Source organism: Edwardsiella piscicida (genome assembly GCF_021733145.1).
Taxonomy (GTDB): domain Bacteria; phylum Pseudomonadota; class Gammaproteobacteria; order Enterobacterales; family Enterobacteriaceae; genus Edwardsiella; species Edwardsiella piscicida.
In genome coordinates this window covers 49,775-69,889 of record NZ_CP090968.1, presented here as the reverse complement: position 1 = coordinate 69,889, position 20,115 = coordinate 49,775, and the positions used below count along the sequence as shown (strand labels likewise).

Genomic DNA, 20,115 nt, shown 5'->3' with positions numbered 1-20,115 from the left:
GACATTCGTCTCCCCCCCTGCAATACAGCGTCTTCGCATGCGCCCAAACGAAATTACATCGCCGGACGCTGACCACGTTTTATCTGATAATACTCCGCCAGCGTCTGCCCCATCACCTGAGGCGCCAGCCAGTCAAACAACGCCTCCAGATCGTGATACAGCCGCTCGATATCCTGCTCATTGCGAAACGTCGGGCTTCCTCCGGGCATAAATTCAGAGGAGTGCAGCATAAACTCTACATAATCACGCCCTTGGGATAGGTGATACTCCGCTACCCGCTGCATCTCCTGCAGGTTGCCACCGCGCGGACGCAGCCACTGAACCGACGCCGGACGCCGCTTACCCCGTAGGCGATCATAGGCACCGCGCAGGTGATTAAACAGCGGAGCATGCTTCAACCGGGTACTCATCGGCACTTCCAACAGCGTGGAGGTGCCCTCACGGCGTAAATCATCGGCGTCCACAAAATAGGCGTTATCCGGATAGCCGCTGTAGTCACTACCGCCGTTTCCCTGCGGCGCACCGCGGGCACCACGCCAATCAACGCGCGGCGTGACCGAGCAATCGACCTGATAACCATGCGCCAACAGCAGCTGCAAATAAAAGGCATTCATCGCCCAGCGACCCGCGCGATGGCTCACCATTTTTGTCTGGAAGGTATCCTCCAGCAGGTGCGTCATGTAATCCACTTTTTGTTGGATTACCTCAGCAGGATATTCAATTAGATAAGGTTTATTGGCCCAGTCATTATCCGTCAGCGGGATCTCCGGCGGACTATTCCAAGCATGCAGGTGCATCCCTACCTCACCGCATCCCCGGGCGATCACATCCTGGGCGAATTCAACATAAACCGGATCGCTGGCCATTTCATAATTGGTCAGATAGACCGGCTTAAAACCATATTTCTCACACAGCTGCTGGAATCGAGGCAAATAGCGGGCATTCTCTGTCGTAATCCGATCGTGGTTTTGCCACAGATTATCGCCTTCGGTGTCGATGGTAATGATAAATGCAGGATGGCTCATACTGATACGTCTTCTTCTTAAAGCCCATTCTTTTGTCCATGGTAGAACAATTAATATAAAACCGCTACCACGCTTCTCCCCGCCCCGCTAATCCTCTAAAATCGAGCGTCAACCGCAGTCAAAGGCAAAAGAATGGTATCCAATTCGACGCTCCCCGCCGCGTTTTCTCCGCAGCGTATTTTGGTGATCAAGCTACGCCACCACGGCGATATGCTCTTGGTCACGCCGGTTATCAGCACGCTGAAACGGCACTATCCCTCGGCGCAGATAGACGTTCTGTTGTATGCAGAAACCCGGGATATGTTGTCGGCTAATCAGGATATCCATCAGCTCTATTGCATTGATCGTCAGTGGAAAAAACAGGGCGTGCGCCATCAGCTAAGCCAAGAGTGGCGCCTGCTGCGTACGCTGCGCGCGCAGCGATACGATCTGGTCGTCAACCTCGCCGATCAGTGGCGCAGCGCCATCGTCACGGCGCTGAGCGCCGCACCGGTGCGTATCGGGTTTGACTTTACCAAGCGCCGTCACCCGCTCTGGCGAACCAGCCATACACATCTCGCCAGTACGGCAGAGCACGGAAAGCAGCATACCGTAGAGCAAAACCTCTCGATTCTGGCGCCGCTCGGGCTCGCCGATGACGATAGCCGCGTCACCATGGGATATAGCGAGCAGGATTGGCAAAGCGCAAGCGCGCTCATTCCTACGGCATGGCAGGCGGGATACGTTGTCATTCAGCCGACCTCTCGCTGGTTCTTTAAGTGCTGGCAAGAGGCGCGCATGAGCGAGGTCATTAATGCTCTCTCTCAGGCGGGCTACCCTATTTTGCTCACCTCCGGGCCGGATGCTCGAGAACGAGCGATGATCGATGCCATTATGCAGGGGTGTCCAACGGCGCAGGTGACCAGCTTGGCAGGACAGCTAACGCTACGCCAGCTGGCGGCCATTATTGATCATGCCCGCCTATTTATCGGCGTAGACTCCGTTCCCATGCATATGGCCGCTGCGCTACAGACGCCGCTTGTCGCATTGTTTGGCCCCTCAAAGCTCGTCTTTTGGCGCCCATGGCAGGCCCGCGGCGATGTTATCTGGGCCGGCGATTTTGGCACCCTCCCCGATCCGGATGCTATCGATACCCAAACAGCGGAGCGTTACCTCGATTTAATCCCCAGCAGCGCAGTGATCGCGGCGGCAAAGAGGTTACTTGAATGACCCAATTCAGATTGGCATTAGTCCGGCAAAAATACCGCCCCGACGGCGGCGCAGAGCGCTTTGTCTCACGGGCGCTGGAGGCGCTGGACAGCCATGACATTGAGCTGAACGTTATCACGCGTCAGTGGCAGGGCCCCGTCAAACCAGCCTGGCATATCCACCTGTGCAATCCCTGGAAATGGGGGCGCATCAGCCGCGAGCGTGGCTTTGCCCATGCGGCCCGCACGCTTTGGCAGCAACAGCGCTTCGATCTCGTACAGAGCCACGAGCGTATCCCCGGCTGCGATCTCTATCGCGCCGGCGACGGCGTACATCAGCGCTGGCTGACGCAGCGCGCGCGGATCCTTCCCGGCTGGAAAGCCCGCATGCTGTGGCACGATCGCTATCATCGCTATGTCATGAACGCAGAGCAGGCCATGTATCAGGCGCCTGAGCTGCGCGCCGTTATCTGTAACGCGGACATGATTAAACAGGAGATCATCGCAGACTTTGGCGTGCCGGAAAGCAAAATCCACGTCATCTACAATGCCATCGATCACCACCGCTTCCTGCCTCCGGATGAGGCGCAGCGCGCCGCACTGCGTCGTCGCTGGCAAATACCGCAGAGCGCCTCCTGCCTGATCTATGTCGGTTCAGGCTTTGAGCGCAAGGGGCTACGGGCCGCGATAGAGGCGATCGCCCCCACGGAGCGCTACCTGTTAGTTGTCGGTAAAGATAAAGAAGAAGCCCGCTACCGCGCGCTGGCAAATACGCTGGGCTGCGCTCAGCGCGTGCGCTTTCTGGGAATGCAGCCGGAAACGCTGCCGTTTTACCAAATGGCCGACGGGCTGCTGCTGCCAACGCTGTACGATCCCTTCCCTAACGTGATTCTAGAGGCGATGGCCTGCGGTCTGCCGGTGATCACCAGCACAGGCTGCGGCGGTGCCGAGTTTATCCGCAGCGGCGATAACGGCTACGTTTGCGATGCGCTGGATATTGCCGCGCTACGCGATGCGGCCATGGCGCTACCCGCTCAGGCGCTGGGCTCTCACGCAGGCAGGTTGGCCCGGGAGCGTATTATGGAATGCACCGCCGAGCGCCTTTCTGCGCAGCTTATTGGGCTGTACCGACAACTGGTGAAGTAAACTATGCGAATTTTAATGATTATCGACGGTCTCCCGGGCGGGGGGGCCGAAAAGGTCGTATTGACGCTGGCACAGTATTTTTTGGCCCAGGGTGACAGCGTCTCCCTGTTCTCCCTGCGCGATGTCTGCCATTACCCGCTGCCTGACGGCCTTGACTACCGCGTCATCCGCGATACCTGCCGCGCCCCTTGGCGCAAGCTGAGTGAGCTGTCGCGCCGGGCCCGTCAGTTGGATGAGGCGATCGCCAGCGCGGAGCAGAAGGGGCGCTATGATCTGGTCCTCTCCAACCTGCACAAGACCGATCGCATCGTCGCCCGCAGTCACCTGCTGCGAGACCATAACCTCTGGTTCTGTCTGCACGGCGTCTTCTCCACCTCCTATCTGGGACATCGCCATGGCTTCAGCCGCTGGCTGAAGCGTGAAAAGATCCGCCGTATCTATCAGGGCCGTCAAATCGTCGCCGTCTCTCACGCCGTGGGGGAGGATCTCTGCCAGCAGTTCAACGTTACGCCGGCGCAGCTACAGACCATTCCCAATCCCTTTGATCTCGAGGCTATTCGCCGCGCGGCCGATGCCCCCTGTCCGCTGGAGGGGCAAGACTACCTGATCCACGTCGGGCGCTTCCATCCGGCCAAGCGGCACGATCGTCTGCTTGAGGCCTATGCGCAAAGCGGGCTTAGCGCACCGTTGGTGCTACTGGGGCAGGGCAGCCCAGAACAGGAGCACACGCTGCGAGCATTGGCCAAAACCCTTAACGTGGCGGAGCGGGTACATTTTGCCGGGTTTCAAGCCAATCCCTACCCCTGGATCCGTCATGCCAGGCTCCTGGTCGTCAGCTCCGACAGTGAGGGCTTTGGCAATGTACTGGTCGAGGCGCTTACGCTGGGTACCGCCGTGGTTAGCACGCGCTGTCCCGGTGGGCCAGCCGAAATCATGACGGGCGATCTGGCGCGCGGCCTGTGCCGCCCAGATGCAGCCTCTCTGGCACAGACCCTGCAGGATATTTATCGCCATCCCCCCGCTATCGACGATACACAGCTGCAGCAATATGGCGTCGCCGCCGTTTGCACGCGCTATCGCCAGCTCGGAAAAGCCTGATAGCCCGACGCGGGTAGCTAGCGCTACCCGTATCACCTCGCGATCGTAATGCGGCATGCATTCTCACTGGCCGCATTAATATGTAAATTCTGGGAAAATCGGTAAAATAATGGCATTAGCGCTGTGAAATGCTTAGAATTTGCCCGCCGATACTAAAAATAACGGATACAAGCTTGGAATCGTTATATACCGTACTGCTTTATATTATTCAGCCCCTGATCTGGCTCAGACTGCTGCTGCGTAGCCGCAAAGCCCCCGCCTACCGCAAACGCTGGGGAGAACGCTATGGATTCTGCCGTAATAAGGTTGCGCCGGGTGGAATTCTGCTGCACTCGGTATCCGTCGGCGAAACGCTGGCTGCGGTTCCGCTGGTGCGGGCGCTGCGCCACCGCTATCCAACGCTGCCCATCACGGTAACCACCATGACGCCGACCGGCTCAGAGCGAGTCATGTCGGCCTTTGGTAACGATGTGCATCACGTCTATCTACCGTACGATCTCCCCGGCGCCATGCGGCGCTTTCTGAACACGGTGCGCCCCAAACTGGTGATCGTGATGGAGACCGAACTGTGGCCCAACATGATTTCTGCTCTGCATCAGCGCCAGATCCCGCTGGTGATCGCCAATGCGCGCCTCTCTGCTCGCTCAGCCAAAGGCTACGGCAAACTGGGCGGATTTATGCGCCGTCTGCTGCGTAAAGTCACCCTGATCGCCGCGCAAAACCAAGAGGATGGTGAACGCTTCATCGCGCTGGGGCTCAAGCGTAGCCAGCTGGCCGTCACCGGTAGCATTAAATTTGATATCTCGGTCACGCCAGAGCTGGCCGCCCGCGCCGTCACGCTGCGCCGCCAGTGGGCTCCCCACCGGAAGGTGTGGATCGCCGCCAGCACCCACCAAGGCGAGGAGGCCATCATTCTGCAGGCTCACCGTCGCCTGCTGGCCCAGTTTCCCGACCTGCTGCTGATCCTGGTTCCCCGCCACCCCGAACGCTTTAAAGAAACCGAGCTGCTGACGCAAAAAGAGGGGTTCACCTACCTGATGCGCAGCGGCGGTGAAATCCCGACGCCGCAGACCCAGGTGGTGATCGGCGATAGCATGGGCGAGCTGATGCTGCTGTATGGGATCGCCGATCTGGCCTTTGTCGGCGGCAGCCTGATCGAGCGCGGTGGACATAACCCTTTAGAGCCGGCCGCACACGCCATCCCGGTGCTGATGGGTCCCCATACCTTTAACTTCAAGGACATTTGTGCCAAGCTGCATCAGGCCGACGGCTTGATCAGCGTGGCGGACGGCGATGCGCTGGTCAACGAGGTCTCGACCCTCCTGACCGATGAGGACTACCGCCTGTGGTATGGCCGCCACGCCGTCGAGGTACTGCATCAGAATCAGGGTGCTCTCCAGCGTCTGCTGCAGCTGCTATTACCCTACCTGCCACTACGGAGTCACTGACCATGCCACCGCGCCTCTCCGTCGTCCTGATTTGCAAGAATGCAGCCGACCTCCTGCCGGAGTGTCTGGCCTCCGTGGCATGGGCCGATGAAATCATCGTCCTGGACTCCGGCAGCAGCGATGAGACGCAGCGTATCGCCCAGGCCGCCGGCGCCAAGGTCTATGAAAGCCGCGACTGGCAAGGATTCGGCATCCAGCGCCAGCGGGCGCAGCAGTATGCCAGCGGTGACTATATTCTGATGATCGACAGCGATGAGCGCGTCACACCGGCGCTGAAAGAGGCCATCGCCCAGGTGCTCACGCAGCCGGTCACCGAGCGGGTATACAGTATCGCCCGCCGCAATCTATTCTTGGGGCGCTTTATGCGTCACAGCGGCTGGTATCCAGACCGGGTGATCCGCCTCTACCCGCGTCAGCGCTACGGCTATGACACTAGCCCGGTCCACGAGTCTCTGGCGTGTCGCGGCGCGTCCGTCACGCCGCTGCAGGGCGATCTGCTACACCTGACCTGTCGTGATTTTACCGGATTCCAGCAAAAACAGCTGTGCTATGCCACGGCCTGGGCGCATGAGCGCCACGCCCGCGGTAAAAAGACATCCATGCTGGGCATATTCAGCCATACCGTCGGCGCCCTGCTAAAAACCCTGCTGCTGCGCGGCGGCGTGTTGGACGGGAAACAGGGATGGCTGCTGGCCGTCGTCAACGCACAGTACACATTTAACAAATATGCCGAGCTGTGGGCACTGCAGCATGGCTATACGGAAAAAACGCCTTTATGAGCCGCACAGCGATTTATCCGGGTACATTCGACCCGCTGACCAATGGACATCTGGACATTGTGACGCGCGCCGCGCATATGTTCGACCGCGTGATCCTGGCCATCGCCGCCAGCCCTGGCAAACGGCCGCTTTTCACCCTAGAGGAGCGCGTCGCCATGGCGCGTGAGGTGACCGCCCATCTGGCTAACGTTGAGGTACAGGGCTTCAGCGAGCTGATGGCGCACTTTGCGCAGCGCCAGCGGGCCAATATCTTAGTGCGGGGGCTGCGCGCCGTCTCTGACTTTGAATATGAGCTGCAGCTGGCCAATATGAATCGCCACCTCATGCCGACGCTGGAAAGCGTATTCCTGATGCCGGCAGAGGCCTGGTCCTTTATCTCCTCCTCGCTGGTGAAGGAGGTCGCGCGCCACGGCGGCGATGTCGACGCATTTCTACCCGAGCCGGTAGCCCGGACGCTTATGGCTCGTCTGCGCAACGCTTAACGCTGGCAGTGTGGGCAGTAAAACGTGGTGCGCTGCCCATGCTTGCTACTCTTGATGGTCGTGCCGCAGGTCAGACACGCCTCCCCCGCCCGCCCGTAGACCTGTAGCTGCTGCGCAAAGTAGCCCGGCTTACCGTCCGCCTGTAAAAAATCGCGCAGCGTCGTCCCGCCTTGATCGATGGATCGCTGCAGCACCGCCTTGATCGTCTGCACCAGCAGGCTCGCTTCATCTGCGCTCAGCGATCCCGCCAGACGATCCGGATGGATCTGTGCACTGAACAGCGACTCGCTGGCATAGATGTTACCGACGCCGACCACCAGCGTGTTATCCATCAGCCACGGCTTCACCGCCGTACGCCGACCGCGCGCCCTCTCCAGCAGGTACTCTGCGCTGAACGCCTCGCTGAGCGGCTCCGGCCCCAGATGCGCCAGTACGCTGGCCGTCGCCAGATCGTCATACCACAGCCAAGCGCCAAAGCGGCGCGGATCGGTATAGCGCAGCATCATGCCATCCGTCAGCAGCAGATCGACGTGATCGTGCTTCTGCGGCGGCGTCTGTGCCGGCAGGATCCTGACGCTACCCGACATGCCAAGATGGATGACGATCCACCCCTCAGGCAACGCCAGCAGCAGATACTTGGCACGCCGCTGCACGCTCAGTATCGGCCGATCGCGCAGCGTCAGCAGCGTTTCGGAAACCGGCCAGCGCAGGCGCGGCTGGCGCACCGTCAGATGGGAGAGCGTTTTCCCCTCCAAAAACGGCGCAATACCGCGCCGGCTGGTTTCTACTTCCGGTAATTCAGGCATAACCCCTCTCTGAAAAAACAGCCTAGGCTATAGATAGGGGCGAATGGACAAAAAAAAACCCGGCAGAGCCGGGTTTTTCCAATTCCACTAAAATTATTTAATTTTAGCTTCTTTGTAGATCACATGCTGGCGTACCACCGGATCGAACTTTTTCAGTTCCAATTTTTCCGGTTTGGTACGTTTATTCTTGGTAGTGGTGTAGTAGTGACCAGTACCAGCAGAGGAAACCAGCTTGATCTTCTCGCGAATACCTTTAGCCATGATTCAGCTCCTTAATACTTCTCACCACGGGCACGCAGATCGGCCAGAACCGCTTCGATACCCTTCTTATCAATAACACGCATACCTTTAGCAGATACACGCAGAGTTACAAAGCGCTTCTCACCTTCAACCCAAAAACGGTGTGAGTGCAGGTTAGGCAGAAAACGGCGTTTGGTCGCATTCAGCGCATGGGAACGGTTGTTACCGGTCACCGGACGCTTGCCAGTAACTTGGCAGACTCGGGACATGTCTATTCTCCAAAAATCAAATCAGCTCGAGCTTCGTATAGGATGTGGCCGCCTCGTCAGGCTTTAGAGCCCATCCCGACAAACTCCGCCGAGTAGACTCTGAGTCAGGTCGAAACCTGCTGAGATAGGCTCTTAACGCCACAACCTAGATTCTCAAAGGTGGCGTAGTATACGCTCTAGAGCGCATGTGCTCAAGACCCGAACAGCTAAAGATCCCTCAGGATCGCGAAAAATATGATTAAATCCACCCACGTTCAGCAAAGGAAACCCGCTGACCATGGCCGATGACCATATGATCGAGAACCTGAATATCCACCAGTGCGCAGGCCTTAGCCACGCGCTCCGTTAACAAACGGTCCGCCACACTGGGTTCGGGATTGCCCGACGGGTGATTGTGCGCCAGGATTAACGCCACAGCATTCAGCTTAAGCGCTTCCCTGACGATTTCTCGTGGATATACATCCACGCAGTTTATAGTACCTGAAAACATCTGCTCAGATCGAATAACACGGTGTTGATTGTCTAAAAACAGCACGACAAAGATTTCGCGCTCCAGTGAAACGAAGAGATTCTGCAGGTATAGCGCCGTCAGATCGGGGCTGGTAATCGCGCTTTCCTCACCGATACGGTGCCGTAGCACCCGTCGCGATAGCTCAATAACCGCCTGAAGCTGGGCAAACTTGGCGATGCCCAGCCCCTGGCTGGCGCAGAAGGTATCGACATCTGCCCGCAGCACCCCCTGTAGCGACCCAAAGCGCTGCAGCAGCCGCTCCGCCAGCTGTATCACATGTACCCCCGGCAGCCCCGTGCGCAGAAACAGCGCCAGCAGCTCACGATCGCTGAGCGCTGCCGCGCCCAGCGCGAGTAGCTTTTCCCTCGGCAGCGCCCCCTGCGGCCAGCCGCCCTCGCCCTTACCCTGCGCCATCGCCCCGCCTCCCCCATCCGCCAGACTACCGATGGGCATAAATTAACTGTATAAATAAACAGCACCAACTAGCACAGATAAAAACTGTGCGGCCTTACGCAGGCTTTCCGTGGTTGTTGCAGAGTCGGCGAGAGGAAACCGGTTATGATAAAATCTTGCCAACCTTGGGCTTTCAACGGAACCAACACCATGACTGTACTTCGCGGCAAACGCATCCTGTTGGGCATCAGCGGCGGGATAGCCGCCTATAAGTGCCCGGAAATCGTACGTCGACTGCGCGAGCGCGGCGCAGAGGTGCGCGTAGTCATGACCAAAGGGGCACAGGCCTTTATCACCCCCCTGACGCTGCAGGCCGTCTCTGGATATCCGGTTGCCGACGATCTGTTCGATCCGGCGGCCGAAGCCTCGATGGGACACATCGCGCTGGGAAAATGGGCCGACCTGGTACTGTTAGCCCCCGCAACGGCGGACCTGATGGCACGCTTGGCCGCCGGCATGGCGGACGATCTGCTGGCCACCCTGTGCCTGGCCAGCGCTGCCCCTCTCGCCATCGCGCCGGCGATGAATCAGCAGATGTTCCGCGCCGCCGCCACGCAGGACAATCTGGCCACCCTGGCGCGGCGTGGGGCGCTGATCTGGGGCCCAGACAGCGGAGAGCAGGCCTGCGGTGACGTCGGCCCAGGGCGCATGCTGGATCCGCTGACGCTGGTCAGCCTTACCGAGCAACACTTCAGCCAGAGTCAGGACTTGGCGGCCTACCGGCTGATCATCACCGCCGGCCCAACGCGCGAAGCGCTGGACCCGGTGCGTTTTATCAGCAACCACAGCTCCGGTAAAATGGGCTTTGCCATCGCTGAAGCCGCCGCCCGCCGCGGCGCGCAGGTGACGCTGATCAGTGGGCCGGTCGCCCTGCCTACCCCGCCAGGCGTAGCGCGTGTCGATGTGCAGAGCGCACTGGACATGCAGGCGGCCGTTGCCCAGCGCGCGCGTGATTGCGATATCTTCATCGCCTGCGCCGCCGTCGCCGACTACCGCGCGCAGCAGATCGCGCCAGAGAAGATGAAAAAGCAGCAGGGCGATACGCTGACGCTGACGCTGGTGAAAAATCCGGATATCGTCGCCGGCGTCGCCGCCATGACCGAAGCGCGTCCGTTTGTGGTAGGATTTGCCGCTGAAACGCAGAATGTGGAAGAATACGCCAAACAAAAGCTGGCGCGTAAAGGGCTCGACCTGATCTGCGCCAACGACGTTTCACAAGATGGGCAGGGTTTTAATAGCGATACCAATGCCTTACATCTTTTTTGGCCCCAGGGTGACAAACGGTTGCCGCTCAGCAGTAAATCCCGCCTGGGCTGCACCTTAATCAATGAGATCGTCAGACATTATGAAGAAAAAAATCGACGTTAAAATCCTCGACGCGCGCATCGGCCAACAGTTTCCGCTGCCGACCTATGCCACCCCCGGCTCCGCCGGCCTGGATCTGCGCGCCTGCCTGGACCGCGCCGTCGTCCTCGCGCCGGGTGAAACCACCCTGCTGCCCACCGGACTGGCTATTCACATTGCCGATCCGTCTCTGGCGGCGGTGATCCTGCCGCGCTCCGGCCTGGGCCACAAGCACGGCATCGTGCTGGGTAACCTGGTCGGGCTGATCGACTCCGACTACCAGGGGCAGCTGATGATTTCCGTGTGGAACCGTGGGCAGACCCCCTTTACCATTGAGCCGGGCGAGCGCATTGCGCAGCTGGTACTGGTACCGGTGGTGCAGGCCGACTTTAATCTGGTGGAATCCTTTGAGGGCAGCGCGCGCGGCGACGGCGGTTTTGGCCACTCTGGCCGCCACTAATCCGCCGCACGCAACGCTACCAAGCCTAATCACCGTCGCACCCTGGTGCGGCGGTGTCTGTTGTGGGAAATCCGTTTTCGCCGTTTAGCAAGGGTCTTGTCAGGCATGGCAGAAAAAGAAAATACGAAAAGGAACCGTCGCGAAGAGATTTTACAGGCGCTGGCGCAGATGCTGGAGTCCAGCGACGGCAGTCAACGCATCACGACAGCAAAACTGGCGGCGAACGTCGGCGTTTCAGAAGCCGCACTTTATCGCCATTTTCCCAGTAAAACGCGGATGTTCGACAGTCTTATCGAGTTTATCGAGGACACGCTGACATCGCGCATCAATCTTATACTGCAGGATGAAAAAGACACCTTCAACCGGCTTCGTCTTATTCTTCTGCTGATCTTGGGTTTTGCCGAACGCAATCCTGGGTTAACCCGGATTATGACCGGCCATGCCCTGATGTTTGAGCAGGATCGCCTACAGGGGCGAATCAACCAGCTGTTCGAGCGCATTGAGGCCCAGCTGCGCCAGGTATTAAAAGAGCGCCGACTGCGCGAAGGCAGCGGCTTTGACCACGACGAGACGTTGCTGGCCAGCCAGCTTCTGGCGTTTTGCGAGGGTATGCTATCGCGCTTCGTGCGCTCAGAGTTCCGCTACCGCCCCACGCAGGAGTTCGAGACACGCTGGCCGCTCCTGGCCTGCCAGCTGCAGTGATCCCAACGATGGCCGCCAGACGGCGGCCATCGGCAACTCACACCCCGTACTGGGCGCGATACGCTTTTACTGCCGCCAGGTGCTGCGCCATCTCCGGCTGCTCTTCCAAATAGCGGATCAGATCGCCTAAGGTGATGATTGAAATCACCCGGCAGCCGTAGTCACGCTCCACCTCCTGGATCGCCGACAGTTCGCCGCGGCCGCGCTCCTGACGATCAAGAGAGATCAGCACGCCGGCCAGCGCCGCCCCGTTGGCCTGGATAATCGACATCGACTCGCGAATCGCGGTACCGGCAGTGATCACATCGTCCACCAGCATCACCCGCCCGACCAGCGCACTGCCTACCAGCGTGCCGCCTTCACCGTGATCCTTGGCCTCTTTACGGTTAAAGCAGTAAGGCATATCCCGATCGTGGTGCTCAGCCAGGGCCACCGCCGTTGTGGTCGCAATCGGGATCCCTTTGTAGGCTGGCCCGAACAGCACGTCAAACGCAATCCCGCTGTCCACCAGGGCCTCCGCATAGAAACGCCCCAGCAGCGCCAGATCTCGCCCGGTGTTAAACAGGCCGGCGTTAAAGAAATAGGGGCTGGTGCGCCCGGACTTCAGCGTAAACTCGCCAAACTTTAGCACCTGCTTGCTGAGTGCGAATTCAATAAAACGGCGCTGATAGGCCTTCATACTTTTCTCCTTCAAAGTCTGTTAACGCGACGGATGCCCACCCCGCGGGCAAAAAAAAGCGACTTATTCAGTCGCCTAAAAATCACTGCTCCAGCGCCGTCTTCTGCGCCTGGATAATCTGTCCTATGCCGTCTCTGGCCAGCGCCAGCAACGTCAAGAGCTCTTCATGGCTGAACGGTTCGCCTTCGGCGGTGCCCTGCACCTCGATCATCCGACCGTCCTCCATCATCACCACGTTCATATCGGTTTCCGCGGCGGAGTCTTCCACATACTCCAGATCGCACACCGCCTCGTCGGCCACGATCCCCACCGAAACGGCGGCCACCATGCCCTTCAGCGGGCTCTCCTTCAGCTTACCGGCGGCCACCAGCGCGCCCAGCGCATCGGCCAACGCCACGCAGGCTCCGGTGATCGACGCCGTACGGGTTCCACCGTCCGCCTGAATCACATCGCAGTCCAGGGTGATGGTAAACTCGCCCAGCTTCTTCAGATCTACCGCCGCCCGCAGCGAACGAGCGATCAGCCGCTGGATCTCCATGGTACGGCCACCCTGCTTGCCCTTGGCCGCCTCGCGCGCCATGCGGCTATGGGTAGAACGCGGCAGCATGCCGTATTCTGCGGTGACCCACCCCTGTCCCTGGCCTTTTAAAAAGCGCGGCACCCCTTCATCAACGCTGGCGGTACACAGCACTTTGGTATCGCCAAACTCCACCAGCACGGACCCTTCCGCATGCTTGGTATAGTGACGGGTCAAACGCAGTGGACGGATCTGTCCGGCAGCTCGGCCTTCAGGACGCATAAGCTCATCTCCGCAGGTAATTCAGTAATCGGCTGCGCATTATACGGCCTTCATCTGCTTATGCCTATCACGCAGGACGCCGCGGGGCTATAATCCCGACAACACACACCGTTTTAGTAATAGGCAGGCACTATGATCCGTAGCATGACCGCTTACGCCCGACGCGAAGTCAAGGGTAACTGGGGCAGCGCAGCCTGGGAGCTGCGCTCAGTAAACCAGCGCTATCTGGAAACCTATATCCGTCTTCCGGAGCAGTTCCGCAGTCTGGAGCCGGTGATCCGTGAGCGCCTGCGCACCCGCCTGACCCGTGGCAAGGTCGAGTGCAACCTGCGCTTCGAACTGGATCCGAGCGCCCAGAGCGCCCTGATCCTCAACGAAAGCCTGGCTAAACAGCTGGTCGATGCCGCTAACTGGGTCAAACTGCAGAGCGACGAGGGTGAAATCAACCCGCTGGACGTCCTGCGCTGGCCCGGTGTGATGGCGGCCGCCGAGCAGGATCTGGACGCCATCGGCAGCGAGCTGCTCGCCGCGCTGGACGGCACCATCGACGACTTTATCGACGCGCGCGAGCGTGAGGGCAGCGCCCTGAAGCAGCTGATCGAACAGCGTCTGGAGGCCGTATCCGCGGAGGTGGCCAAGGTGCGCAGCCGGATGCCGGAAATCCTGCAGTGGCAGCGCGAGCGTCTGGTCAGCAAGCTGGAGGAAGCCCAGGTACAGTTGGAAAACAACCGTCTGGAGCAGGAGCTGGTGCTGATGGCTCAGCGTATCGACGTGGCCGAAGAGCTGGATCGCCTGGATGCCCACGTGAAAGAAACCTACGTCATCCTGAAGAAGAAAGAGGCCGTCGGCCGTCGCCTGGACTTTATGATGCAGGAGTTCAACCGCGAGTCGAACACCCTGGCGTCCAAGTCGATCAACGCCGATATCACCGCCTCTGCCATTGAGCTGAAGGTGCTCATCGAGCAGATGCGCGAGCAGATTCAAAACATCGAGTAAATTCCAAGTCGAACTCTTGAAGTCTCACAACATCTCAGAGATATCAACAAGCCCGCGTAATAACGGGCTTTTTTGATTCCATAGAATCTCACATGATCTCACTACAGCACACGTTTACCGTGTATATAGTTGTGTATATAATCAGATTATGTACACATACAGTTATGTACACAGTAAGAACTTCATTGGGGACGAGTGATGGCGAAACTAACGGATATCCAGATCAAAGCATGGGTGCGATCTGGGGAACGATTTGATGGCCGTTCTGATGGTAATGGTCTGTATTTATGTTTTCCTAAAAACTACGCCATTCCATTCTGGCGCTTCCGCTACCGGTTTGTCGGGAAACAGAGAGCAATGGTTATTGGCACTTACTCTGAACTTTCACTCGCTAAAGCACGAGAAACGGCTAAAGAACTTTCCGCTCGTGTTGCGCTGGGTTACGACGTTGCAGGAGAAAAGCAGGAACGCAAAGCTGAGGCGCTCAAAAAGATAGAAGAAGAAAAAAATGCCCTAAAGGTTGCCGAACTAGCCCAAGAGTACTTTGAGCGCCAGATCTTAGGGAACTGGAAGCATCCAGATATCCTGCGCCGTCGTATCGAAAAAGACATCAATCCAAATATTGGGCATCTTAAAATCGAAGATGTTCGCCCTCGCCATATTGATGATATGTTGCAGAAAATCATCGCACGAAACGCTCCTACAGTGGCTAATGATGTCCTCCGCTGGACCCGCCGCATCTTCAACTATGGGATCAAACGCCATATGCTGGAGAGCAACCCCACAACAGCGTTTGAGATCGCTGATGCTGGAGGTAAAGAGAAATCCCGTGAACGCTGGCTGACCAGAGAAGAACTGATTAAATTCTTTCAGGCCATGCGTATTACTCAAGGATTTTCTCGGCAAAACGAGTTGACCATGAAGCTTCTACTTGCCCTCTGCTGTAGAAAAATGGAACTCTGCGCTGCTCAGTGGGTTGAATTTGATTTAGATAACGCTATCTGGCATTTACCTGCCGAGCGGGTAAAGAACGGTGATGCTATTGATATCCCCTTACCAACGATAACCGTTGAGTGGTTGAAAGAGCTACGCCAAATGTCACTCAATAGCCAGTGGGTATTACCTGCGCGTAAAATGCAACACAGAATGATCCCTCACATACAGGAAAGCACACTGCCCGTCGCGCTGGCAAAAGTGCGCAGCAACCTCCCTGAGGTACCAAATTTCACCATCCATGATTTCCGCCGCACAGGGCGCTCACACCTAGCCGCATTAGGCGTTGACCCGGTTGTCGCAGAACGCTGTTTAAACCATCGCATCAAGGGCGTTGAAGGCATTTATAACCGTTATGAGTACTTTCAGGAACGTAAAGCAGCCTTAGATCAATGGGCAGCATTGTTGGTATCACTGGAGCGTGGTGAGGATTACAATGTGATGCCAATAAAAAACAACAAAAAGATCAGTTAAACTGCATAGTAATAAAACGTTTCTTTAGCAATAAGAGGGAGCCTCGTGAAATTTAAGCCAAGAAATTTACGCGCCATTGCCGAGATGATTATTGGTGACGCCGAGTACTTCCCCTACCGCTCAAGCAGTTACATAACACAATTTTTCGAAGAGTGTGACCTTGATTTTACCCATGACGGCTCAACAAGATGGGCATGGACTGTTGATCGAATTTCTGAATTACTCGAAGAGCCCCAACCAGCAGCAAATACATTACCAGAGAGATTTGTTAATGTGTTGCGAGTGTTAATGGCTAAAGCCGATGCGGAGGATCATGATCCTGAAAGGGAACTAGCTTTAGAATCCTTAAATAAACCTCTAAACAGAGAAGGTTACGAAGCTTTTTATGGGGAAGATCGACTATTATATATACGCCACTCTGGAACTAAAACAGTTTCCATTATTTCTAACCCACATAGACCCTTTACACTACAAGAAATAAAGCGCAGAGAACTGCTGGCTAATTATTTAACCAGTTGTTCTGAGGATGACTTAATTGAAGAAATCTTAATCCCATTATTTCGCCAATTAGGCTATCACCGAATCACTGCTGCTGGCCACAAAGACAAAGCTCTAGAGTATGGCAAAGATATATGGATGCGTTTTGTTTTACCGACGCAACATGTTTTATACTTCGGAATACAAGCTAAGAAAGGCAAGCTAGATGCTTCTGGTATGGGACGTAGTACTAATGCCAATATTGCTGAAATATATAATCAGGTTCTAATGATGCTTGGGCACGAAATTTTTGATCCTGAAACAAATAGGAAGGTTTTGGTTGACCATGCGTTCATCGTTGCTGGAGGCGAGATCACTAAACAGGCGAAAAATTGGTTGGGTGGAAAACTAGATGCCACTAAACGAAGCCAAATATTATTTATGGATCGAGATGATATTATTAATTTATACACTGTCAGTAATTTATCTCTTCCAGACTCGATTCTAAAAAAACAAACACCATCTTCTGATGATGATTACCCATTTTAATAGATTATTAGCAGGGCACCCCATAATTTATAGGATGCCTTTAGTTGGTGTCTATTTTCAGTGATATCGTCCGTCCATCGAACCCACAGCATTCATACCACAGTAGCCGTCGCATCCTTTTGTCGAGACAGTCATTTTGCCATTCTTGTCCTCACTGATTACGGCAACGCACTGACTGCTGCTGTCGCTCCAGCCCCATCGATGTTTCTGCCCTTTCCCTGCGGGGAGTGGTTGTGCAACACCTTCCAGATTACAGACCCCTGATTCATCACCATAAGATGAGTTAATACTGAACGCCATATTTTCGCCCTGAGGTGTCAGAGTGAGCCCTGCATCAGGTTTAACATACTCATGAGCATTAACGGCTGTAGTCATGAGCATCAGTATCAGAGCCGCAGTTGTTTTCTTCATTTGTTTCTCCTTAGCTTTAAATAAATACCGCAATTGATTATTAATCACGCAATATTTCACCGCCGATAAATCCTGTTTCAGGAATAATGCTGATTGTTGTTCCTGTTATATTCAAGTTTCCACCAACACAGAGGTCATCAGGAAGCTGGCTGATGCGGGTATTTTTGATACTGAGGTCACCCGGAATGCTAAGTCCCGCAGGTAATGCTTCCAGTGTTGAAAATGACAGCCTTAGGGACTGGCTCATATTCATTCTGTCAGGCAGCCTTCTGGTGTGTATTCCGGGCATGATGGCATCACCCAGCACTGTCAGTTCGTTAGGTAACTGTTTAACTCCAGAACCACTAAGGTTAATATCCCCATGAATAGAAAATACCTCTGGCATTTTCTTAATATATGAGTAGGTCCAGAAAAAATGACCTTTAATGGTATGAACACTATCCGGCCATCTCCCGTGAAACGTATTCAGAAAGACGTCAGACATAAATCGTGTACTTTTCGGAATTCGGAGGTGAGAAGTTTTATGGGTATCAATTGTACCAATGGCGAGAGGTAATACGTGAAATTCATTGAAGAAGATGATGTTCGGCGATAATTTGTTAGTCTGCGTAATCCTGACCTTTCCATGAAAATTAACCCTGGCAGGGATTCGCAGCCTTCTGCCAGCCTCTGTGTTAAAACTTATATCACCATATATATCGGTAAATTTACCGCGTTTAATATGGTGACACCCAATGGCTTTTAAATACATCCAGAAAAAAGACTGGAATTTATATCTGCTTTTTTTATTATGCATAATAACCCCGGTGCTGGCGCCTCTTTATTTTCTGTGTTATAAATCAGCCACGCATGTAGTTTAATATGCGAATGAACTCGTTCGCTGCTAAAGTGATATAATATCACTGTTGCTGAATTATGCGCGTAATCACTGTGTTTATAGTGACGGATATGATTTCTGTCACGACAATACAGAATATATTACCAGGTGTTGCTGGGATTCATAAATGCGGAGTCCACGTAACTATACCCGGATGACTGCAGGCCAGAGACCAGTTCCTTCACATTTTCCAGGTTAGAAGCCGGTGTAAAATTCTTACTTTCACTTTGTAATGGTTGAAATTGTGTCTGACTGATGCGTGCGAGTCTGACAAAAGCAGGGTTTCCTGAGTTCATATACCTGCCCATGATATCGATGGTTACTACCTGATTGCGCAGTTTTGTATTTCCACCACGCACATTGATGCGAACAACTGGGTTGTTGAGTATATAATACTGGCTACAGACATAATCTGTCATTGGCATCCCCACATACCCGCTTTCAGTCGGGGCCACAACCATCGCGTTTTCCATCCCCCCGAGATAGGAACCCGGAAATGCCGGATCATGATTTAAACATTTGGCTGATACAGCCGTGGAAACAAAAAGAACAGCCGGGATAAGGATTTTCATATATTCCCCTGTAAACTGTATCTCAGTATGTACGGTAATGTGTTCCTGTTGCGATTTTTACCGGTATCAGTCAGCCATTATTCGCTCAAGTTCGCCGCTGAAATAATATATCTCACTTCCGTCCGGGGTTTTTAATTCCCACTGGCCTCGTTTAATCATGCAGATATCGTCACTGAACGATATATCACTTTCCTGTATCGACAGAAAGACCGTGTCTGTCCGTATACTTTTATTTCCTGAATATTCAATTACGCCACAGCCACTGTATCTGCCGTTTTCTTTTTGCAGCCGACAGCTCAGTGCGTAACGGTCAGTAATACTGTCACCGGATATCTCAACCAGAATGTCTCCGCGTTCAGTGATGCGGAATGTATTAAATATGAAAGAATCACCTTCGTTAAAAACGCATTGCCCTTCGAACTGCATGGTATTCATAGTCATCCCCGCTTTATTTTCTGAATATACGCACGTGGCGGCGAATGTGGTCTGTTCCGCCGTTTTCGTTACGGTAAAAATAGGCGACATGAAACGAGGTTTTGATGTGATTACCCATAGCGGGTAAAGACCTGTACTCCCTGATAACAGAAAGCGTCAGCGGAGAGTAGGATAAGTCAAACAGTATCAGAACCCCTTTCCCGTCGTATTTCAGCAGTTTTTTAACTTCTGTCGCCTGATATTCCGGACGCAGTGTGCAGGCCCGGTCATATCTCCGTCTGACAGCAAACTCCACCGCCACATCACCAATCAAAAAATCCAGCCGTCCGGAACCCCGCAGGGCACCCGGCAATATCCCCGGCACTTCCGGCGACACCTTATCGCCGAACCGGCCTAAAAGGTAGAATCTGAGCAGGGGCAAAAGTTCTCTTTCGCTGTATTCGCCGGGGCGCAATGTCTTGGTGAATTCCTTCCGCCACAGTGATGCATAGAGATAACTGAAACTGTTCACCACCTCACTGACGCTCACACTCATTCCTTTTCTCCGTCTGTTTTTTTGTTCCGGTAACGCTGAGGCCAGATGTCCTCCGGGCGCATATCCAGCGCCTGCGCTATCAGCCGCTCTGCCCGTGGATAGTGGCGTTCCATGGCATTGCTGAGGGTCCGTGCAGCGAGTCCGTGGGCACGGGACAACCCGGCCAGCGTGATGCCGCGCTTGTGCAGGGCGGCCACGATATCAGCCCGGTGCCAGTCCTGCGCACTTCCCTTACTTCGTTTTTTCTGCGAAGCTGATGAGTTAGTCATGGTAGTCATTCCACACACTTAGTACGTAGATATTAAAAGGGAATAAAAGGTAGTTATCAAGTTCCTTTTTACGAATTTGATGGGCTTTCTTATAACTCT

Annotated in this window: 25 protein-coding genes; 12 read left to right on the top strand and 13 right to left on the bottom strand. The window is 55.2% G+C overall.

Features of this window, described 5'->3' with window-relative positions:
* Positions 1 to 53: 53 nt before the first annotated feature.
* Entirely contained in the window at positions 54 to 1,025 is a 972-nt protein-coding gene (locus tag L1P05_RS00360; protein ID WP_012846957.1) for a polysaccharide deacetylase family protein, read from the bottom strand.
* 132 nt (positions 1,026 to 1,157) lie between these two features.
* Here L1P05_RS00360 and rfaQ point away from each other — a divergent pair, with 132 nt between their 5' ends.
* The 6 genes from rfaQ to coaD all read left to right on the top strand — a co-directional run bounded on the left by rfaQ (position 1,158) and on the right by coaD (position 7,165).
* Positions 1,158 to 2,234 (top strand): putative lipopolysaccharide heptosyltransferase III, encoded by a 1,077-nt coding sequence (gene rfaQ / locus L1P05_RS00355; RefSeq protein ID WP_012846956.1) that lies wholly within the window; start codon positions 1,158 to 1,160, stop codon positions 2,232 to 2,234.
* Positions 2,231 to 3,358 (top strand): glycosyltransferase family 4 protein, encoded by a 1,128-nt coding sequence (locus L1P05_RS00350; RefSeq protein WP_012846955.1) that lies wholly within the window; start codon positions 2,231 to 2,233, stop codon positions 3,356 to 3,358. Before rfaQ ends, L1P05_RS00350 begins: the two co-directional genes overlap by 4 nt.
* A gap of 3 nt (positions 3,359 to 3,361) precedes the next feature.
* Positions 3,362 to 4,456 carry a glycosyltransferase gene (locus L1P05_RS00345; protein ID WP_012846954.1) on the top strand — a complete coding sequence of 365 codons (1,095 nt, stop codon included), beginning with the start codon at positions 3,362 to 3,364 and terminating at the stop codon, positions 4,454 to 4,456.
* 173 nt (positions 4,457 to 4,629) lie between these two features.
* The gene (gene waaA / locus L1P05_RS00340) at positions 4,630 to 5,904 is read left to right on the top strand and encodes a lipid IV(A) 3-deoxy-D-manno-octulosonic acid transferase (RefSeq protein WP_012846953.1); all 1,275 of its coding nucleotides are present in this window, start codon (positions 4,630 to 4,632) and stop codon (positions 5,902 to 5,904) included.
* Positions 5,905 to 5,906: 2 nt separating this feature from the next.
* Positions 5,907 to 6,683, top strand: coding sequence for a glycosyltransferase family 2 protein (locus L1P05_RS00335; protein ID WP_012846952.1), 777 nt, complete (start codon positions 5,907 to 5,909; stop codon positions 6,681 to 6,683).
* Complete coding sequence (gene coaD, locus L1P05_RS00330; RefSeq protein WP_012846951.1) at positions 6,680 to 7,165, top strand: pantetheine-phosphate adenylyltransferase; 486 nt, start codon at positions 6,680 to 6,682, stop codon at positions 7,163 to 7,165. The genes L1P05_RS00335 and coaD overlap by 4 nt, the downstream gene beginning before the upstream one ends.
* Here coaD and mutM read toward each other — a convergent pair.
* From mutM to radC, 4 genes are all read right to left on the bottom strand, one after another.
* On the bottom strand, positions 7,162 to 7,971 hold the full coding sequence (mutM, locus tag L1P05_RS00325; RefSeq protein ID WP_012846950.1) for a bifunctional DNA-formamidopyrimidine glycosylase/DNA-(apurinic or apyrimidinic site) lyase: 810 nt from the start codon (positions 7,969 to 7,971) through the stop codon (positions 7,162 to 7,164). The two genes, coaD and mutM, sit on opposite strands and share 4 nt — an antisense overlap.
* A gap of 93 nt (positions 7,972 to 8,064) precedes the next feature.
* A complete protein-coding gene (gene rpmG, locus L1P05_RS00320; protein ID WP_005290066.1) occupies positions 8,065 to 8,232 on the bottom strand; it encodes a 50S ribosomal protein L33 in 168 nt (55 codons plus the stop codon).
* An 11-nt stretch (positions 8,233 to 8,243) separates the two neighbouring features.
* Positions 8,244 to 8,480, bottom strand: a complete 237-nt coding sequence (rpmB, locus tag L1P05_RS00315) for a 50S ribosomal protein L28 (RefSeq protein ID WP_015460658.1) — start codon at positions 8,478 to 8,480, stop codon at positions 8,244 to 8,246.
* Between the two features lie 238 nt (positions 8,481 to 8,718).
* On the bottom strand, positions 8,719 to 9,405 hold the full coding sequence (radC, locus tag L1P05_RS00310) for a RadC family protein (protein ID WP_012846948.1): 687 nt from the start codon (positions 9,403 to 9,405) through the stop codon (positions 8,719 to 8,721).
* Positions 9,406 to 9,594: 189 nt separating this feature from the next.
* Between radC and coaBC the strand changes: the two genes are divergently transcribed.
* The 3 genes from coaBC to slmA all read left to right on the top strand — a co-directional run bounded on the left by coaBC (position 9,595) and on the right by slmA (position 11,950).
* Positions 9,595 to 10,812, top strand: a complete 1,218-nt coding sequence (coaBC, locus tag L1P05_RS00305) for a bifunctional phosphopantothenoylcysteine decarboxylase/phosphopantothenate--cysteine ligase CoaBC (protein ID WP_014524147.1) — start codon at positions 9,595 to 9,597, stop codon at positions 10,810 to 10,812.
* Positions 10,790 to 11,248 carry a dUTP diphosphatase gene (gene dut / locus L1P05_RS00300; RefSeq protein ID WP_012846946.1) on the top strand — a complete coding sequence of 153 codons (459 nt, stop codon included), beginning with the start codon at positions 10,790 to 10,792 and terminating at the stop codon, positions 11,246 to 11,248. The genes coaBC and dut overlap by 23 nt, the downstream gene beginning before the upstream one ends.
* 105 nt (positions 11,249 to 11,353) lie before the next feature.
* The gene (gene slmA / locus L1P05_RS00295) at positions 11,354 to 11,950 is read left to right on the top strand and encodes a nucleoid occlusion factor SlmA (protein ID WP_012846945.1); all 597 of its coding nucleotides are present in this window, start codon (positions 11,354 to 11,356) and stop codon (positions 11,948 to 11,950) included.
* Between the two features lie 37 nt (positions 11,951 to 11,987).
* Here the strand turns inward: slmA and pyrE are convergent, their stop codons facing one another.
* Positions 11,988 to 12,629 (bottom strand): orotate phosphoribosyltransferase, encoded by a 642-nt coding sequence (pyrE, locus tag L1P05_RS00290; protein ID WP_012846944.1) that lies wholly within the window; start codon positions 12,627 to 12,629, stop codon positions 11,988 to 11,990.
* Positions 12,630 to 12,711: 82 nt separating this feature from the next.
* Positions 12,712 to 13,428: a ribonuclease PH gene (gene rph, locus L1P05_RS00285; protein WP_012846943.1), complete on the bottom strand. Its 717-nt coding sequence runs from the start codon at positions 13,426 to 13,428 to the stop codon at positions 12,712 to 12,714.
* A gap of 132 nt (positions 13,429 to 13,560) precedes the next feature.
* Here rph and L1P05_RS00280 point away from each other — a divergent pair, with 132 nt between their 5' ends.
* From L1P05_RS00280 to L1P05_RS00270, 3 genes are all read left to right on the top strand, one after another.
* Complete coding sequence (locus L1P05_RS00280; RefSeq protein WP_012846942.1) at positions 13,561 to 14,424, top strand: YicC/YloC family endoribonuclease; 864 nt, start codon at positions 13,561 to 13,563, stop codon at positions 14,422 to 14,424.
* Between the two features lie 198 nt (positions 14,425 to 14,622).
* Positions 14,623 to 15,891, top strand: a complete 1,269-nt coding sequence (locus L1P05_RS00275; protein ID WP_012846941.1) for a tyrosine-type recombinase/integrase — start codon at positions 14,623 to 14,625, stop codon at positions 15,889 to 15,891.
* Between the two features lie 45 nt (positions 15,892 to 15,936).
* Positions 15,937 to 16,917 (top strand): hypothetical protein, encoded by a 981-nt coding sequence (locus L1P05_RS00270; RefSeq protein ID WP_012846940.1) that lies wholly within the window; start codon positions 15,937 to 15,939, stop codon positions 16,915 to 16,917.
* A gap of 57 nt (positions 16,918 to 16,974) precedes the next feature.
* Here the strand turns inward: L1P05_RS00270 and L1P05_RS00265 are convergent, their stop codons facing one another.
* The 6 genes from L1P05_RS00265 to L1P05_RS00240 all read right to left on the bottom strand — a co-directional run bounded on the left by L1P05_RS00265 (position 16,975) and on the right by L1P05_RS00240 (position 20,016).
* Positions 16,975 to 17,328: a hypothetical protein gene (locus L1P05_RS00265; RefSeq protein ID WP_041692474.1), complete on the bottom strand. Its 354-nt coding sequence runs from the start codon at positions 17,326 to 17,328 to the stop codon at positions 16,975 to 16,977.
* A 40-nt stretch (positions 17,329 to 17,368) separates the two neighbouring features.
* Positions 17,369 to 18,124 carry a hypothetical protein gene (locus L1P05_RS00260; protein ID WP_071818492.1) on the bottom strand — a complete coding sequence of 252 codons (756 nt, stop codon included), beginning with the start codon at positions 18,122 to 18,124 and terminating at the stop codon, positions 17,369 to 17,371.
* Between the two features lie 182 nt (positions 18,125 to 18,306).
* On the bottom strand, positions 18,307 to 18,777 hold the full coding sequence (locus tag L1P05_RS00255) for a hypothetical protein (protein WP_226989542.1): 471 nt from the start codon (positions 18,775 to 18,777) through the stop codon (positions 18,307 to 18,309).
* 66 nt (positions 18,778 to 18,843) lie between these two features.
* Complete coding sequence (locus tag L1P05_RS00250) at positions 18,844 to 19,212, bottom strand: hypothetical protein (protein WP_012846935.1); 369 nt, start codon at positions 19,210 to 19,212, stop codon at positions 18,844 to 18,846.
* A 13-nt stretch (positions 19,213 to 19,225) separates the two neighbouring features.
* Complete coding sequence (locus L1P05_RS00245; protein WP_019846368.1) at positions 19,226 to 19,747, bottom strand: hypothetical protein; 522 nt, start codon at positions 19,745 to 19,747, stop codon at positions 19,226 to 19,228.
* Positions 19,744 to 20,016 carry a helix-turn-helix domain-containing protein gene (locus L1P05_RS00240; RefSeq protein WP_041692473.1) on the bottom strand — a complete coding sequence of 91 codons (273 nt, stop codon included), beginning with the start codon at positions 20,014 to 20,016 and terminating at the stop codon, positions 19,744 to 19,746. The genes L1P05_RS00245 and L1P05_RS00240 overlap by 4 nt, the downstream gene beginning before the upstream one ends.
* Positions 20,017 to 20,115: the final 99 nt, after the last annotated feature.

What these genes read in the sequence shown, in the direction of transcription:
- L1P05_RS00360 (WP_012846957.1), bottom strand. Translation starts at nt 1,025, where the DNA reads ATGAGCCATCCTGCATTTATCATTACCATCGACACCGAAGGCGATAAT.
- rfaQ (WP_012846956.1), top strand. Translation starts at nt 1,158, where the DNA reads ATGGTATCCAATTCGACGCTCCCCGCCGCGTTTTCTCCGCAGCGTATT.
- L1P05_RS00350 (WP_012846955.1), top strand. Translation starts at nt 2,231, where the DNA reads ATGACCCAATTCAGATTGGCATTAGTCCGGCAAAAATACCGCCCCGAC.
- L1P05_RS00345 (WP_012846954.1), top strand. Translation starts at nt 3,362, where the DNA reads ATGCGAATTTTAATGATTATCGACGGTCTCCCGGGCGGGGGGGCCGAA.
- L1P05_RS00335 (WP_012846952.1), top strand. Translation starts at nt 5,907, where the DNA reads ATGCCACCGCGCCTCTCCGTCGTCCTGATTTGCAAGAATGCAGCCGAC.
- coaD (WP_012846951.1), top strand. Translation starts at nt 6,680, where the DNA reads ATGAGCCGCACAGCGATTTATCCGGGTACATTCGACCCGCTGACCAAT.
- mutM (WP_012846950.1), bottom strand. Translation starts at nt 7,971, where the DNA reads ATGCCTGAATTACCGGAAGTAGAAACCAGCCGGCGCGGTATTGCGCCG.
- rpmG (WP_005290066.1), bottom strand. Translation starts at nt 8,232, where the DNA reads ATGGCTAAAGGTATTCGCGAGAAGATCAAGCTGGTTTCCTCTGCTGGT.
- rpmB (WP_015460658.1), bottom strand. Translation starts at nt 8,480, where the DNA reads ATGTCCCGAGTCTGCCAAGTTACTGGCAAGCGTCCGGTGACCGGTAAC.
- radC (WP_012846948.1), bottom strand. Translation starts at nt 9,405, where the DNA reads ATGGCGCAGGGTAAGGGCGAGGGCGGCTGGCCGCAGGGGGCGCTGCCG.
- coaBC (WP_014524147.1), top strand. Translation starts at nt 9,595, where the DNA reads ATGACTGTACTTCGCGGCAAACGCATCCTGTTGGGCATCAGCGGCGGG.
- dut (WP_012846946.1), top strand. Translation starts at nt 10,790, where the DNA reads ATGAAGAAAAAAATCGACGTTAAAATCCTCGACGCGCGCATCGGCCAA.
- slmA (WP_012846945.1), top strand. Translation starts at nt 11,354, where the DNA reads ATGGCAGAAAAAGAAAATACGAAAAGGAACCGTCGCGAAGAGATTTTA.
- pyrE (WP_012846944.1), bottom strand. Translation starts at nt 12,629, where the DNA reads ATGAAGGCCTATCAGCGCCGTTTTATTGAATTCGCACTCAGCAAGCAG.
- rph (WP_012846943.1), bottom strand. Translation starts at nt 13,428, where the DNA reads ATGCGTCCTGAAGGCCGAGCTGCCGGACAGATCCGTCCACTGCGTTTG.
- L1P05_RS00280 (WP_012846942.1), top strand. Translation starts at nt 13,561, where the DNA reads ATGATCCGTAGCATGACCGCTTACGCCCGACGCGAAGTCAAGGGTAAC.
- L1P05_RS00275 (WP_012846941.1), top strand. Translation starts at nt 14,623, where the DNA reads ATGGCGAAACTAACGGATATCCAGATCAAAGCATGGGTGCGATCTGGG.
- L1P05_RS00265 (WP_041692474.1), bottom strand. Translation starts at nt 17,328, where the DNA reads ATGAAGAAAACAACTGCGGCTCTGATACTGATGCTCATGACTACAGCC.
- L1P05_RS00260 (WP_071818492.1), bottom strand. Translation starts at nt 18,124, where the DNA reads ATGCATAATAAAAAAAGCAGATATAAATTCCAGTCTTTTTTCTGGATG.
- L1P05_RS00255 (WP_226989542.1), bottom strand. Translation starts at nt 18,777, where the DNA reads ATGAAAATCCTTATCCCGGCTGTTCTTTTTGTTTCCACGGCTGTATCA.
- L1P05_RS00250 (WP_012846935.1), bottom strand. Translation starts at nt 19,212, where the DNA reads ATGAATACCATGCAGTTCGAAGGGCAATGCGTTTTTAACGAAGGTGAT.
- L1P05_RS00245 (WP_019846368.1), bottom strand. Translation starts at nt 19,747, where the DNA reads ATGAGTGTGAGCGTCAGTGAGGTGGTGAACAGTTTCAGTTATCTCTAT.
- L1P05_RS00240 (WP_041692473.1), bottom strand. Translation starts at nt 20,016, where the DNA reads ATGACTAACTCATCAGCTTCGCAGAAAAAACGAAGTAAGGGAAGTGCG.